The sequence below is a fragment of the Burkholderia sp. Bp9031 genome, from assembly GCF_003857965.1.
Lineage (GTDB): Bacteria > Pseudomonadota > Gammaproteobacteria > Burkholderiales > Burkholderiaceae > Burkholderia > Burkholderia ambifaria_A.
The window spans coordinates 92,180-107,146 of record NZ_QTPW01000011.1 but is presented as its reverse complement, the minus strand read 5'-3'; the positions used below and the strand labels follow the sequence as shown (position 1 = coordinate 107,146).

Annotated in this window: 16 protein-coding genes; 12 read left to right on the top strand and 4 right to left on the bottom strand. The window is 67.8% G+C overall.

What is annotated here, in order from left to right; translation table 11 throughout:
• Window positions 1-64 precede the first annotated feature (64 nt).
• From DIE15_RS16890 to DIE15_RS16855, 8 genes are all read left to right on the top strand, one after another.
• The gene (locus DIE15_RS16890; RefSeq protein WP_124833858.1) at window positions 65-1,834 is read left to right on the top strand and encodes an ATP-binding protein; all 1,770 of its coding nucleotides are present in this window, start codon (window positions 65-67) and stop codon (window positions 1,832-1,834) included.
• A 279-nt stretch (window positions 1,835-2,113) separates the two neighbouring features.
• On the top strand, window positions 2,114-2,545 hold the full coding sequence (locus DIE15_RS16885; RefSeq protein WP_124833857.1) for a YciI family protein: 432 nt from the start codon (window positions 2,114-2,116) through the stop codon (window positions 2,543-2,545).
• Window positions 2,546-2,689: 144 nt separating this feature from the next.
• Window positions 2,690-3,496: a DinB family protein gene (locus tag DIE15_RS16880; protein ID WP_124833856.1), complete on the top strand. Its 807-nt coding sequence runs from the start codon at window positions 2,690-2,692 to the stop codon at window positions 3,494-3,496.
• Window positions 3,493-4,224 (top strand): alpha/beta fold hydrolase, encoded by a 732-nt coding sequence (locus DIE15_RS16875; protein ID WP_124833855.1) that lies wholly within the window; start codon window positions 3,493-3,495, stop codon window positions 4,222-4,224. The genes DIE15_RS16880 and DIE15_RS16875 overlap by 4 nt, the downstream gene beginning before the upstream one ends.
• A gap of 134 nt (window positions 4,225-4,358) precedes the next feature.
• Entirely contained in the window at window positions 4,359-5,219 is an 861-nt protein-coding gene (locus tag DIE15_RS16870; RefSeq protein WP_057927571.1) for an alpha/beta hydrolase family protein, read from the top strand.
• 153 nt (window positions 5,220-5,372) lie between these two features.
• Window positions 5,373-6,272 carry a LysR family transcriptional regulator gene (locus DIE15_RS16865; protein ID WP_124833854.1) on the top strand — a complete coding sequence of 300 codons (900 nt, stop codon included), beginning with the start codon at window positions 5,373-5,375 and terminating at the stop codon, window positions 6,270-6,272.
• A gap of 96 nt (window positions 6,273-6,368) precedes the next feature.
• Entirely contained in the window at window positions 6,369-6,695 is a 327-nt protein-coding gene (locus tag DIE15_RS16860; RefSeq protein WP_057927573.1) for a carboxymuconolactone decarboxylase family protein, read from the top strand.
• Window positions 6,696-6,763: 68 nt separating this feature from the next.
• Window positions 6,764-7,771, top strand: a complete 1,008-nt coding sequence (locus tag DIE15_RS16855; RefSeq protein WP_124833853.1) for an aldo/keto reductase — start codon at window positions 6,764-6,766, stop codon at window positions 7,769-7,771.
• 217 nt (window positions 7,772-7,988) lie between these two features.
• Here the strand turns inward: DIE15_RS16855 and DIE15_RS16850 are convergent, their stop codons facing one another.
• Window positions 7,989-8,219 carry a hypothetical protein gene (locus DIE15_RS16850; protein ID WP_057927575.1) on the bottom strand — a complete coding sequence of 77 codons (231 nt, stop codon included), beginning with the start codon at window positions 8,217-8,219 and terminating at the stop codon, window positions 7,989-7,991.
• Between the two features lie 290 nt (window positions 8,220-8,509).
• The gene (locus tag DIE15_RS16845; protein ID WP_057927576.1) at window positions 8,510-9,415 is read right to left on the bottom strand and encodes a hypothetical protein; all 906 of its coding nucleotides are present in this window, start codon (window positions 9,413-9,415) and stop codon (window positions 8,510-8,512) included.
• Window positions 9,416-9,493: 78 nt separating this feature from the next.
• On the opposite strand from DIE15_RS16845, the gene DIE15_RS16840 reads away from it, so the two are divergent.
• From DIE15_RS16840 to DIE15_RS16830, 4 genes are all read left to right on the top strand, one after another.
• Window positions 9,494-9,832: a helix-turn-helix transcriptional regulator gene (locus tag DIE15_RS16840; RefSeq protein WP_124833852.1), complete on the top strand. Its 339-nt coding sequence runs from the start codon at window positions 9,494-9,496 to the stop codon at window positions 9,830-9,832.
• A 63-nt stretch (window positions 9,833-9,895) separates the two neighbouring features.
• Entirely contained in the window at window positions 9,896-10,045 is a 150-nt protein-coding gene (locus DIE15_RS37015) for a hypothetical protein (RefSeq protein ID WP_160327467.1), read from the top strand.
• Between the two features lie 25 nt (window positions 10,046-10,070).
• Window positions 10,071-10,340, top strand: a complete 270-nt coding sequence (locus DIE15_RS16835) for a hypothetical protein (RefSeq protein WP_124833851.1) — start codon at window positions 10,071-10,073, stop codon at window positions 10,338-10,340.
• A gap of 101 nt (window positions 10,341-10,441) precedes the next feature.
• A complete protein-coding gene (locus tag DIE15_RS16830; RefSeq protein ID WP_124833850.1) occupies window positions 10,442-12,397 on the top strand; it encodes a Xaa-Pro dipeptidyl-peptidase in 1,956 nt (651 codons plus the stop codon).
• 114 nt (window positions 12,398-12,511) lie between these two features.
• Here the strand turns inward: DIE15_RS16830 and DIE15_RS16825 are convergent, their stop codons facing one another.
• Complete coding sequence (locus tag DIE15_RS16825) at window positions 12,512-13,774, bottom strand: Zn-dependent hydrolase (protein ID WP_124833849.1); 1,263 nt, start codon at window positions 13,772-13,774, stop codon at window positions 12,512-12,514.
• 211 nt (window positions 13,775-13,985) lie between these two features.
• Window positions 13,986-14,915 carry a 2-hydroxyacid dehydrogenase gene (locus DIE15_RS16820; RefSeq protein WP_124833848.1) on the bottom strand — a complete coding sequence of 310 codons (930 nt, stop codon included), beginning with the start codon at window positions 14,913-14,915 and terminating at the stop codon, window positions 13,986-13,988.
• Between the last annotated feature and the right edge of the window lie 52 nt (window positions 14,916-14,967).

Sequence of the window (14,967 nt, the reverse complement as noted above, 5' to 3'; positions counted from 1 at the left end):
AATGGATCGGCTGACGCGCTCGCCGCGTCAGGCCGCGGCCGCATGTCCTTGACGGAGCGCTTCCATGCATGTCGAGCTGTTCGCGCAGCACCACGATTGCCCTGGCTGGGAAGGTGAAATGGCCCGGCGGGTCGCCGCCTTCGACTGGTCGGCAACCGGGCTCGGCCCGCTCGACGGCTGGTCGGCGAGCCTCGTCGCTGCCGTGCGCACCGTGCTCGCGTCGCCGCTGCCGCTGGTGATGCTGTGGGGCGAGCCCGGCTACATGATCTACAACGACGCGTATGCCGGGTTCGCCGGCGGACGCCACCCCTACCTGCTCGGTCAGCCGATCGAGCTCGGCTGGCCCGAGGTCGCCGAGTTCAACCGCAACGTGATGAACACCTGCCTCGCGGGCGGCACGCTGTCGTATCGCGACAAGGAACTCGTGCTGCTGCGCAGCGGCCGCCCCGAAGACGTGTGGATGGACCTGCACTACAGCCCGATACCCGACGATGACGGCGCACCGGGCGGGGTGCTCGCCGTCGTGATCGAGACGACCGAACGCGTGCTCGCCAGGCGCCAGCGCGAACAGGCGGAAGTGGCGCTGCAGTCGTCCAACGATGCGCTGCGCCGCCTGACCGAAACGCTCGAGCAGCGCGTGGCCGATGCGGTCGCCGAGCGCGCGGCGATCGAGGAACAGTTGCGCCACGCGCAGAAGATGGAAGCGATCGGCAGCCTGACCGGCGGCATCGCGCACGACTTCAACAACGTGCTGCAGGTGATCAGCGGCAACCTGCAGATTCTGGCCGTCGAACTCGGCGAGCGCGCGAGCGCGCAGCCGCGGATCGAAAGCGCGAACAACGCGGTGCGGCGCGGCGCGCAACTGGCGTCGCACCTGCTGGCCTTCGCGCGACGCCAGCCGTTGTCGCCGACGGTGCTCAATCCGCGCCAGCTGATCGACGGGATGAGCGAGATGCTGCGCCGCGCGCTCGGCGAAACCGTGCGAATCGTTCCTGCGCTGGCGCCCGACGTCGGCAACGTGCTTGCGGACCGGCACCAGCTCGAAAATGCGCTGCTCAATCTCGCGATCAATGCGCGCGACGCAATGCGTGGCGGCGGCACGCTGACGATTGCCGCGTACAACGACGCACATCCCGAGCCGGCCGCCGGTGCTCGCCGCTCACCATTGCCGCCCGGCGAATACGTGACGTTCGAGATGACCGACACGGGCGCCGGCATGACGCCCGACGTGCTCGAGCGCGTGTTCGAACCGTTCTTCACGACCAAGCCGGACGGCGAAGGCACGGGGCTCGGGCTCAGCATGGTGTTCGGCTTCGTCAAGCAAAGCGGCGGCCATACGTCGGTCGACAGCGCGCCGGGCCAGGGCACCATCGTGCGGCTCACGTTCCCGCGCTGTCATGATGCGTACGCCGATGAGACGGCGCGCGCGCAGCAGCCCGATCCCGTGCGGGGCCGCGAAACCATCCTGGTCGTCGAAGACGACGCGGACGTCCGGCTGACCGTGGTCGACATGCTCGCGCAGCTCGGCTACAAGGTCCTCGCCGCGTCCGACGGCGAAGCCGCGCTGCGGATGCTCGACAGCGACACGCCGATCGACCTGCTGTTTACCGACGTGATCATGCCCGGCCGCATCAAGGGCGGCGAACTCGCGCGCCGCGCCGCGCAACGCACGCCGCCGTTGCCCGTGCTGTTCACGTCCGGCTACACGCGCGACGAGATCTTCCACTCCGGGCGGCTCGATCCCGGCGTCATGCTGCTCGGCAAGCCGTACCGCCGCGACGAACTCGCGACCCGGATCCGCAGCGTGCTCGACGCGCATGCCAAGGCGGCGTGAGCGGCAGGCATCCTGGCCGCCGCGCGGCCGATGCCGGCTACGACGCCAGCCGTCCAGCCGGAGTCTTTCCGGGCGTTCTGCCGCACGGACGACGTCGAACGTGCAGCGCTGCGCGCCACGACCGCCGCCTGCCCCGTCACCGGTCATCGGATTTTTTTGCGCGCGATGTCGATTCGCGCGATCGCCGCGCGTCGTAGTGTCGTAACCGACCGTTTTGTCTTGCCGGCCGCACGGCCGGCGACGGCGGACGTCCCCTTTCCCGTTCAAGGAGCAGCAACTATGCGCGTCATGGTGATCGTCAAGGCAACGGCCTCTTCCGAATCGGGTGCGATGCCCGATACCGAACTGCTGGCCGCGATGGGCCAGTACAACGAGGAACTCGTGAAAGCCGGCGTGATGCTCGCCGGCGAAGGACTCCATCCGAGCTCGCGCGGCAAGCGCGTGCATTTTTCCGGCAAGGACCGGACCGTCATCGACGGCCCGTTCGCCGAGACCAAGGAACTGATCGCCGGCTACTGGCTGTGGCAGGTGAATTCGATGGAAGAAGCCGTCGAATGGGTCAAGCGCTGCCCGAATCCGATGCCGACCGAGTCGGACATCGAGATTCGCCAGATCTTCTCGCCCGAGGATTTCGGCGACGCATTCACGCCGGAGCTGCAGGAGCAGGAAGCGCGGCGGCGCACGGAGATGGACCGCAAGCACAACGCATGAGCCGGCCGGGGCCGGGGCGCCGCCGCTGGATCGATGCGGGCGTCGCGGCCATGAATCCTCCGGACAATTCGATCGACGGGAATTGACGGCGCCTCGGCCAGTAACGTATCGTTTTGACACGTTACTGGCCGAGGTGCTGTCGTCATGCATTCCCGTTTCGACCGTTTTCGCGCGACGTCACTTGGCGCGCAACTTGAAGCGCTGATCGCACAGCCCGAGCGCTATGTCGAATTCGCGGCGCTGTCGCGTGTCGGCGTCGCCGCGATCGGCGCGATCCAGCACGAGATCGCACGCAAGTTCCCCGAGATCGAAGCCGATACGACCGCCAGGCAGTTCTGCGGCGCGATGGTCGCCGACGTGATGCGCCGTCACGGGCACGACGTCGTGCAGGCGCGCGGCCGGATCGGCGGTGCGCTGTTCAGCTACGGTGCGGTATTCAGCGCGTATCCGCAGGTGCTGCCGTTCGCCGATGTCGTCGCCGCGCTGGCCGCGATGCCGGCCCGGATCGCTGCGTATGCCGCGCAGGTTCCTGCCGCGCTCGTCACGCGCCGCCCGGCCGGCACGGGCTTCTCGCTCGTCGAACATGCATGCCATCTGCGCGACCTCGATGCCGTGTTCGCCGAACGCATCGATGTCGTGCTCACACACGCGCTGCCGGTGATCGCGTCCGTCGACGGCACCGCGCTCGCCGCGCAGCGCGACTACCTCGCCCAGCCGCTCGACGGCGCCCTCGCCGCGTTCCGCACCGGACGCGCCGCGCTGTGCGCGACGGCGGCCGCGCTGCACCCGTCGGAACTCGCACGCTGCGGGCTGCGCGACGGCATCCGCCGGATGTCGCTCGACGAACTCGTGCGCGAACTGCTCGACCACGACCGCACGCACGTGCTCGAACTCGACGAACTGCTCGCCGAACTCGAATTGCCCCCCATTGCTTCCTCGGCCGCCGAATGAACGCACCCAACCCGCCCGTCGTCTTCGTCCACGGTTTCATCGGCACGTTCGACGTGCCCGAATGGCCCGGTCCGCATCTCGCGCCCGACCTGCTCGGCTACGGCACCCATCGCGGCACGCCGTTCGACGCGATCACGCTCGCCGCACAGGTCGAGCATGTCCGGCAGGTCGTCGACACGCATTGCGGCGCGCAGCCGGTCGACATCGTCGGTCACTCGGTCGGCGGCGCGATCGCGATGCTGTTCGCGCATGCGCATCCGGCGCGCGTGCGCCGGATCGTCAATGTCGAAGGCAACTTCACGCTCGACGATGCGTTCTGGTCGGCGTCGGTCGGCCGCCTGTCGCCCGCACAAGCCGACGCGATGCTTGACGGCCTGCGCAGCGACCCGCCCGGCTGGCTGCGCGGCGCGATCGACGATCCGTCGCCGCGCCAGCTCGACGACGCGCGCCGCTGGCTCGCGCATCAACCGGCATCGACGCTGCGCGCAATGGGACGCTCGGTCGTCGCGACGACCGGCGAACCCGGTTATCTGCAGGCGCTCGCCGACGTATTCGCGCGCCATCCGGTATGGCTCGTCGCGGGCGAACGCTCGCGCGCGGGCTGGCATGTGCCGGACTGGGCGCTCGCGCGCTGTGCCGGCTTCGAAACGATCGACGGCTGCGGGCACCTGATACCGGCCGAGCGGCCGGCGGCGTTCCGGGAGGCGCTCGCGCGCTGTCTCGGCTGAGCGCGGAGCCGGCCCGGTCGCGCGCCGGCCACCTGACAACGCGTAGGATTCGCCGAAATTTGGCTGAAAGGCGCGGTTGCTAGAGTCGCCTGACAGGGTTTTCCCGATGCCCGACTGCCGAATGGAAACGACACATGCGAGGCTCCTTGAACCTGGTACGCGCGTTCTGGCTCCTGCTGCTGCTCGCCGTCGCGGGCCCGGCCCTCGCCTTTCAGGCGCGGGTCGTCGCGATTCCGAGCGCGGCGATGAACGAAACGCTAAAGGCGACCGTCGTGCTGCCCGACGACTACGCGCGCCTGCGCCACGGCCCTGAACGCAGCGTCGAACGCTTCCCGGTCGTCTACTTGCTGCACGGCTCGGGCGGCGACCACACCGACTGGACCGCGAACACGCGGATCGCCGCGCTGGCCGATCGCTATCACGTGATCCTGGTGATGCCCGATGGCGGTCACGAAAGCTGGTACATCGACAGCCCGTTCGACTCCGGCAGCCGCTACGAAACCTTCGTCGGCGACGAAGTCGTGTCCTATGTCGACACCCATTTCAGAACGATCGCTGCCAAGGGTGCGCGCGCGATCACCGGGCTCAGCATGGGCGGCTTCGGTGCGCTGCGCATCGCGCTCGACCGGCCCGACACGTTCGGCGCGGTCGGCAGCATCAGCGGCGCGGTCGATCCGCGCTGCTGCGAGGACGAGCCAGGCATCGACCACGTGTTCGGCGATCCCGGCCGCCATCCGTCGTTCTGGAACCGCAACGCGATCGTCGAAAGCGCGCGCGCGTTCGTCCGCGCGCATCTCGACCTGACGATCGACTGCGGCCGCGACGACTCGTTCGTCGGCTCGAACCGCACGCTGCATCAACGGCTCGTCGCGCTCGGCGTGCCGCACGACTATGCGGAGCGTCCGGGCGGCCACACGTGGGACTACTGGGCGCATGCGATCCGCTACCAGATGCAGTTCTTCGCGACGTCGTTCCAGCACGGCGGCTACGCGTAGGACCCGCCTGCTGCGTGCGCCATGCGGCCGGCGTGACGCGGGCAGCCCGACCCGCGCCGTGCCGCCGCGTCCGTGCGCCGCGTCCTCGTGCCAGCGCATCGCGCAGCGAGCCCGATGGTAGGATGCGCAGGCATCGACCACCCGACTTCCCCCATGCCGCGCGACAACTTTGCGGACCTGCTCGCCTTCATCGCCGTCGCGCGCGAGCGCAGCTTCACGCGCGCGGCCGCCCGGCTCGGCGTGTCGCAATCCGCACTCAGCCATACGATCCGCTCGCTCGAGACGCGTCTCGGCGTGCGGCTGCTCACGCGCACGACACGCAGCGTGGCGCCGACCGAAGCCGGCGAGCGCCTGCTGCAGAATCTCGCGCCGCGCTTCGACGAAATCGAGGCCGAACTGACGGCGCTCGCCGAGTTGCGCGACAAGCCGGCCGGCACCGTGCGCATCAACGCGACCGACTACATGATCCGCACGCTGCTGTGGCCGAAGCTGTCGCCGATCCTGCACGACTACCGCGACCTGAAGGTCGAATTCGTGACCGACTACGGGCTGTCCGACATTGTCGCGGAACGCTTCGACATCGGCGTACGGCTCGGCGACCAGGTCGCGAAAGACATGATCGCGGTACGCATCTCGCCCGACCTGAAGATGGCGATCGTCGGCGCGCCCGCCTATTTCGCGGAACGCGAGCAGCCCGAGACGCCGCAGGATCTCGTCGCGCACGACTGCATCAACCTGCGCCTGCCGACGCACGGCGCGCTGTACGCATGGGAACTCGCGCGCGGCGACGACACGCTGCAGGTGCGCGTCGACGGCCAGGTCACGTTCAACGGCACCTATGAAATGCTCGACGCGGCGCTCGCCGGTTATGGCCTTGCGTACGTGCCGGCCGAACTCGCCGCACCGCACGTCGCCGCCGGCACGCTCGTCAGTGTGCTCGGCGACTGGTGCCCGACCTTTCCGGGCCATCACCTGTACTACGCGAGCCGGCGGCAATCGTCGCGCGCATTCGCGCTGATCGTCGACGCGCTGCGCTACCCCGGCCATTCATGAACCGGTTCGATAAGTGCATGCGCATTCCCGGGGATTATCGATAGGCGCATCGGTGGCTACCATCGTCGATGTCTTCAACGTCCTCCGTAGCCATCGATGTCCAAACCGACTTCTGCCGCGCGCCAGGCCTTCGGCGCCATCGCGCCGGCCCTCGCCGACTACACCGACCACGTACTGTTCGGCGACGTATGGCAGCGCCCCGGCCTGTCGCCGCGCGATCGCAGCCTGATCACGGTCGCGAGCCTCGTCGCGCTGTATCGCGTCAACGAGCTGCCGTTCCATCTGAAGAAGGCGCTCGACAACGGCATCACGCGCGACGAGCTGATCGAAGCGATCACGCATCTCGCGTTCTATTCGGGCTGGCCGACTGCCAGCTCGGCGTTGCCGATCGCGAAGCGCGTGTTCGACGAAGCGGGCGCGTGAGCGCGGGCTGCGCGCCGATTCAACTGACCTGAACCGACGCGGGCGCTCGCCCGCATGGAGCCTCTTGCATGGATTACCGCTATCTCGGGCGCAGCGCGCTGAAAGTGTCGCCGCTGTGTGTCGGCGCGATGATGTTCGGCGGCGAAACCGACGAAGCGACGTCGGCGCGCATCATCGACAAGGCATTCGACCAGGGCGTCAACTTCATCGACACGGCCGACGTCTATCACGCCGGTCGCTCGGAAGAAATCGTCGGCCGCGCGATCGCGCGGCATCGCGACAGCTGGGTCGTCGCGACGAAGTTCGGCTATCCGGCCGGACCGGCCGCGGGGCCGAACCGTCAGGGCCAGTCGCGCAAATGGATTTACGAATCGGTCGACGCGAGCCTGAAGCGGCTCGGCACCGATTACATCGACATCCTGTATTTCCATCGCACGCTGACCGATGCACCGCTCGAAGAAGGGATGCGCGCGGTGGCCGACCTGATCCGGCAAGGCAAGGTGCGCTATGTCGGGCTGTCGAACTTCAAGGGCTGGCGCATCGCCGAAATCGTGCGCCTGGCCGACCAGCTCGGCATCGATCGTCCGGTTGCGAGCGAACCGCTGTACAACCTCGTCGATCGCACGGCCGAAGTGGAACAGCTGCCGGCGGCAGCGCATTACGGCATCGGCGTCGTGCCGTACAGCCCGCTCGCGCGCGGCGTGCTGACCGGCAAATACGCACCGGGCACGCAACCGCCCGCCGATTCGCGTGCAGGCCGCGGCGACCGGCGCATCCAGCAGACGGAATGGCGGCCCGAGTCGCTGCACATCGCACAGCAGGTCGCCGCACATGCGACCGCGCGCGGCACGACGTCGGTCGCGTTCGCACTCGCGTGGGTGATGAAGAACCGGATCGTCAGCTCGACGATCGCCGGGCCGCGCACCGAAGCGCACTGGGACAGCTACATCGATGCGCTGACGCTCAAACTCGGCCCCGACGACGAACGCTTCGTCGATTCGCTGGTGCCGCCGGGACATGCGTCGACGCACGGTTATACGGATCCCGGCTATCCGGTCGAAGGGCGGAAGGTGTGAGGTTCGTCTGCTGAAACCGCTAGCGCGCTGCCCGACGGCATGACGCGATGCGTGCGATGGCGGGCAGGTGGAGGATGAGTGACTGACGCGCCGGACGATACCGGCCGGCAAGCTCGCACATGGCACGTCGTCACGCCCGGTGTCCTCGACGCGGTGAAACAACGAAAACGAAAAACGGAAGACGGCAGCGGCGCAAGCGCAAGCAGAAGCCGCGAGTTCAACTGCCGTGCGCGGCGTCGGCGCTCACCACGCGATCGAAGAATTCCTGCGCACGCGCCAGTTCGTCCAGCGCGTGATCGAGGCGCGACATCGCGCGCGCATATTCGGCCGACGAGATGTCGTCGTCGCTTTCGCCGCGTACGGCACGAAACGCCTGATCGACGTTGCGCGTCGCTTCGACGAAGCGTTGCGCGGCCCGGGCTTCTCGCGAACAGATGTGGGTCGACATCGACACTTCTCCCTGAGGGTTGCAGTGTGAAGCAAGCCGACGCCCAGTGTGCGTGGTCCGCATGTCGGCGGCATGAACGACGGCAGGCAGCCTGTCGACGCCCGGCCATCGCGCGGCGCGCTTCGTGGCGATTGTCGCGCGAGCCTCGCCGATCCGCTATGGCGAGATTGCAACAAATTCTTGCGCACCGAGATGGCGGCCACACCGGCGCGTGTCCTTGCACGCGCATCAACCTCTCTGCTTCCCTGCTTCCCTGCTTCCGTTCGCGCCGCGCATGAGCGACGCGAACGTCATGCGCGCCCGATGCGTGGAAGCGCGAGACTGCCGAACGCGGCCGCTTCACCAGGCGACAGATCGAACAGATCGCCGGTGAGCTCGTGCGGATGCTCGGCCGCGGGCCGGCTGCGCAGCCGCGCGACATGCGTGGGCGCGACGTAGGCGGCTGCCGTTTCGATCGGCGGCACGTCGAACAGGTCGCGCGTGACGCCGCGCTCGGCATCCGTCGGCGAACGACCGCGCAAGCGCGCGACCAGCTCGACGAAGCGATCGAAATCGCCAGCACGCGTCGCCTTGTTGACGTCGGCGAGATCGCGCGCCTTCAGCACGCTCGGTTGCGCGAGCCGCACGAAATACGGTGCTTCGAGTTCGACCGACAGCGCGAGCGGATAGCTCTTGCCGGTTTGCTCCTTCGCGCGCCCGATGCAGTCGACCACGGCCGCGCCCTGCCCGACGCCGAGCGGCTTGCCCGTGCTCACGCTGCGCAGGTGATCGGGGAACACGCGCAGTTGCGTGCCGACCGTCAGCGCGGTGGACGATGCACAGACGAGCGCGTAGTGCTGTTCGCGACGCCGGCCCGACGGCAGCGTCGAGCGGCTCGCGATGAACGTGTGCGGCGGAAGCGGCCGCACCTGGCCGCTGGCGTCGACCCAGGCATTCCACAGCAGCGCGTCCTCGCGCTTGCGCTCACCCGGCCGCGTGCGCGACGCGACTGGCGAGAACAGCGCGAGCAGCGAGCCCGTGCGATGCGCGGCGACTTGCGCGCTGCTGCCGAGCGGCTGGTTGATGCCCCACAGAAAACGCCCGCCCCCGAGCCGACGCTCCCATTCCTTGCGGAGCACGACGGTCGGCAGTTCCTCGCCGGACTCGGTACCGATCTTCGTCCAGCAGAACGTGGGAGGGAGATGTTTCAGTGTCATCAACTTTCTCGGGATACAGCCTCGCTGGTGACAGCAAGCCCATTCAACAACCGTAACTGTATAGGTATAATGCATCGCATGGAAGCCCCGGATCACGATTTTCCTGTACAAGACCTGTTACGCCGCCTGATGGCGGACACGCGCTCGTCCAGCGAAATCGCACGACTTTCCGGCGTCAGCCAGCCGACCGTGTCGCGCCTGCGGCTGTCGAACGGGCATCGGCTGCGGCGCAGCGCGCCATTCAACAAGCTATGCAGTTTCTATGGCGTCGATACCGGCCCGGCGCGCCGCCGCTACAACGACCTGCTGCGCGAAGCGATCGTCGACGCCTGGGACGGCTCCGACGAGCACGGGCGCGCGCTGCTGGTCGTGATTCAGGGATTGAAGGATCTGCAGGCGAAGGCCGACGATGGATGACGGCGCGCGGGCGTTCATGAACGAAATGAAGGCTGAGTTCATTCAGTGAGCGGGCGGTGGCGAATGCGATTCGTCATCGCCCGTTTTGCATCGGGCGATGCGACACGAAGCAACGGCAAGCGCATCGCCGAACTCGCGCCCGGCGCAATCACGCCACACGCCCGCACCGGCAATGCGCCGAAACTTTATTTACCCTCAGCTAAAAAAGTTTGACACGGCGTTTTCACTGAGATAAGTTTTGCGCAAGCTTCCGGAAAGCAAACGCGAACCGGCAAGCCATCACGATGCGCGGCGCGGCCGAAACCGCCGATCCGTTTCATTCCGTTTCATTCCGTTTCATTCCGTCGCCGCACGCGCGTCACGTCGTGTGTTTCCGCAGCGCAGCACCGCAGCTCGCAACATCCCCGTCTCATCGAATGGTGTCGTTCCTTTCCATCTGGAAGAACGCATGGCATGCGCACGTTCGATTCGCAGTCCTGCATGGTTCGCGGCGCTGCCGTTTTCCTGATGGTGCAGTTTCCTCTTCGTCAAATGCAGTCATCGGCCCGGCCCGCAGGGGGCGTATCGCGGACCGGTCGTCTACACACAATCAGAAGAACGAGGTCGGCAATGCAATTTCATGTCAGAGGATCGCGTCGCGCATGGCTACCCGCGCTCGTTGCAGCGGCAACGCTCGCCGCGTGCGGCGGTGACGACGGCGGCAGCGTGGCGGGCGTGTCCGCACTCGCGCAAGGTCAAGGTCAGCAGGACGACGGCGCGGCAGCGGCGGCCGACGCGCAAGGGCTCGCGTCGCGCATGTCGCCGTCGGGCGTTCCGTACGCGAATCCGGCCAGCGGCGGACGCTATAAACCGGTGATCAGCAGCGGCCAGGTGCAGCCGTCACTGTCGGGCAGCACGATCGAGGAAAACGCGTGGGTCGACACGCCGGTCGATTCCGACGGCGACGGTACGCGCGACCGCATTCACGTGCGCATCGTGCGGCCGACCGAAACCGCCAACGGCGCACGCACACCGGTCATCGTGCTCGCGAGCCCGTATTACGCCGGGCTCGCCGACAGCCCCGATCACGACGTCGACGTCGAACTCGACGGCACACCGCATCCCGCGGCAACGGCCGCCGCCGTCGGCACGTCCGCGCGAATCATGGCCGCTGCGCCGCAAGTCAGGATGCTGCAGCAGCTCGAAGCCGCCGCGGCCGGCCGCTCGTGGATCGAAAGCTATTTCGTGCCGCGCGGCTTCACGATCGTCTATGCCGATTCGCTCGGCACCGCCGGCTCCGACGGCTGCCCGACGATCCTCACGCGCGACGAATCCGTCGCGATGGCGTCGGTGATCCGCTGGCTCGGCCGCGATGCGAGCGCGAAGGATGCGAACGGCAAGCCCGTCGTCGCGAACTGGTCGACGGGCCACGTCGGCATGTACGGCGTGTCGTACGACGGCACGCTGCCGAAGATGGTCGCGAGCCTGCGCACGCGCGGGCTCGACGCGATCGTGCCGATCGCCGGGCTGTCGAACATGTACGGCTACTACCGCTCGGGCGGGCTCGTGCGCGCGCCGGAGGGGTATCAGGGCGAGGACGTCGACGTCTATATCAAGGCGCTGCTGACGAATGCGCATCCGGAGCGCTGCACGCACCTGATCGACGAAGCGCTGCAGAAGGAGGACCGCAAGACGGGCGACTATTCGCCGTTCTGGGCCGCGCGCGACATCCCGACCGCGCACGCCGTCGCGCCGGCACTCGTTGCGCAAGGGCTGACCGACGACAACGTGCGCGTCGACCAGTCGACGTCGTGGTATCTCGCGATGCGCCGGCAACGCGTGCCGACGCAGCTGTGGCTGCATCGCCTGAAGCACACCGACCCGACCCGCGTGCCGGCGATGGCCGATGCATGGCCCGCGGAGGTAAACCGCTGGTTCACGCGCTATCTGATCGGCGCCGACAACGGTGTCGAACGCGATCCGCGCGCGGTGGTCGAGCAGGCGGACGGCACGCTGCTGAGGGAAGCGGACTGGGCCGCGCGGCGCGCGACGCCGGTCGCGTATTTCGCGGGCGGCGACGGCACCGGTACCGGCACGCTGTTGCGGATGCCGAGCGGCGGCCCGCTCGCGCGCTTCACCGACGATGCGACGATTCCCGCGCTCACGCTGGCGAACGCACCGACCGGCGAGCATCGCAGCCGCTTCGAGACGGCCCCGTTCGCGGCCGCGACGCGCCTGTCCGGCACCGCGACCGCACGCGTGCGGCTGACCTTCACCGGCGTCGCGAACGTAACGGCGCTGCTGGTCGACCGCGCGCCGGACGGCACGGCGACGATCGTCACGCGGGCATGGACCGATCCGCGCAATCGCGTGTCGGCGTGGTTCTCGGAGCCCGTGCTGCCGGGAATGCCGTATGACCTGAAGCTGACGTTCATGCCGCGCGACTACACGCTCGAAGCGGGTCACAAGCTCGGCCTCGTCGTGCTGTCGAGCGACAACGAGGCGACGCTGCGGCCCACACCGGGTACGGGGCTCGCGCTCGATCCGGAGGGTACGTCGGTAACGGTGCCGCTGGTGTCGTCCTGAACGGGCGAGGCCGGCCGTGACGCATGACGGCCAGCGCGTGCGATCGCGAACGATCGCACGCGCCGCGCAACGATTTCACCGTCGCGCGACGCCGGCCCTCATCGGCAACCCCGCTCAATCCGCCACGAGACGCCTGAGCACGACATCCAGCAACACGTTCGCGCCGTCGACGAGCTGATCGTCGTCGGTATGTTCGCGCGGGTTGTGGCTGATCCCGCCGCGGCTCGGCACGAAGATCATCGCGGCCGGCGCGATGCGCGCGATCATTTGCGCGTCGTGGCCGGCGCCCGACGTCATCCGGCGATGCGAAAAGCCCATCCGCTTTGCCGACGCCTCGATTTCGTCGGTAAGCCCCGCATCGAACACGACCGGCTCGAAACGCGCGAGCCGCTCGGTCGTGATCCGGACGCCCTCTTGCGCCGCCACCTTGTCGAGGAAACCGGCGAGGCACTTCTCCGCCTCCTGCAGGCGCGCTTCGTCCGGATCGCGCAGGTCCACCGTGAATACGGCCTTGCGCGGAATCACGTTGATCACGTTCGGCTCGATGCGCAGCATGCCGATCGTCGCGAGGGTCGTGCCGCTCGCCACCGCGAGATCGCGCAGGAAGGTCGCGACCGCCGCCGCTGCCCAGCCCGCGTCATGGCGCAGATGCGTCGGCGTCGTGCCGGCATGGTTCGCGTTCCCCTGCACGGTGACCTGCTGCCAGGAAATGCCCTGCAGGTTTTCGACCACGCCGATGCGGATCTGCTCGGCCTCGAGAATCGGCCCTTGCTCGATGTGCAGTTCGAGATACGCGTGCGGCACGATCGCGCCGGGTTCCAGTTCGCCGGCATAGCCGATCCGCGCGAGTTCGTCGCCCAGGCGCGTGCCGTCGATGCCGACCGTATCCAGCGCGGCCTCCACCGGCATGCCGCCGGCGTAAACGAGCGAACCCATCATGTCCGGCTGATAGCGGATGCCTTCTTCATTCGTGAATACGCCGACCGTGATCGAACGTTGCGGGCGGATGCCGGCCCGGCGAAATGCGCGCACGACGGCGAGACCGGCGAGTACGCCGTAGCAGCCATCGAGCGCGCCCGCGTTCGTCACGGTGTCGATGTGCGAGCCCATCATCAGCGGCCGCTCGCTGCCATCGTCGGATGCGGAACGCAACGTGCCAAACACGTTGCCGATCCGGTCGACCTGAACATCGAGGTCGAGCTCGCGCATCCATTCGACGACGAGGTCGCGCCCGGCCCGCTCGTCGTCCGTCAGCGCGATGCGGGTCCGGCCGCCGGCCTCGGGATCGGCACCGATCTCGCCGAGTCGTCGCAGTTGGTCGAGAAGAAGCGCTCCATCCAGCTCGAGCGCCGGCAGCGATGCGGCGGGGGTATTCATCGATCGTCTCCATGAGCGGCACGCGCCCGGCCCGTTGCCGGACGTGATGGAGTGAAATGTTATTTCAGCCGGATCGATATTTCGGCTCTCAATTGGCGGCGGAGACGCAATTTTTTCTCATCTTCGCGCGCCGATTGCGATAAACGCGTGCTGGTGCCGCTTCGCGCCGGCGCGCCCTTTCATGCGTTGCGCACGTGCCACCCCGCGTCGCTCACACCGGCGTCAGCACCGGCTCCCCCGCGAAATGCCGCGCGGCATTGTCGAGAAACTGCTGCACCGAACGACCGAGCGCCTCCGGCGACCAGCCGCCCATGTGCGGCGTCAGCACGATATTGTCGAGGTCCGTCAGCGCACGCGGCGACTCGGGCTCGCCTTCGTACACGTCGAGCCCCGCGCCCGCGATGCGCCGTTCGCGCAGCGCATCCGCCAGAGCAGCGGTATCGACAACACTGCCGCGCGACACGTTGACGAGAAACCCTTCGGGGCCAAGCGCATCGAGCACTGCGCGATCGATCAGGTGATGCGTGCCCGCGCCGCCCGGCGTCGCAACGATCAGGAAATCGGCCCAGTGCGCAAGCGCATCGACACGCTCGAAATAGCGATACGGAACATCCTTCGCGGAACGGTTGTGATAACCGGTCTCGATATCGAAGCCGGCCGCGCGGCGCGCGCATTTCTCGCCGATCTTGCCGAGCCCGACGATGCCGAGCCGCTTGCCCGATACGTTCGGCGGCATCGGCAGCCCCTCACGCCATATGCCCGCGCGGGTTTTCGCATCGAGCTGCACAACGTTGCGCACCACGGCGAGCAGCAGCGCGAATGCGTGATCGGCGACGCAATCGTCATTGGTGCCCGCGCCCGTCACCACGGTGATGCCGCGCGCCTTCGCATGCGCGACATCGATGTGCTCGTAGCCGGCGCCGAGCGCACTGACGAAGGTGAGTTGCGGCAGACGATCGATGTCGACGGCAGCGAGGCCCGTGCTGCCGTTGGTCAGCACCGCGCGAATCGTGCCGCCGTGTTCGGCGATCGCGCGCTCACGTTCTTCGGCCGTCGGTGCGTAGTGGACGTCGTACAACATGGCGATCTGGCGGTGCGCGTCGCCGCGCAGCGCGATAAGGACCAGCAGCTCGGGCTTCATGTCAGCAAATGTCCGCAGGCGGGAATGCGTTCCAGTGTAGCAACGGCGCGCG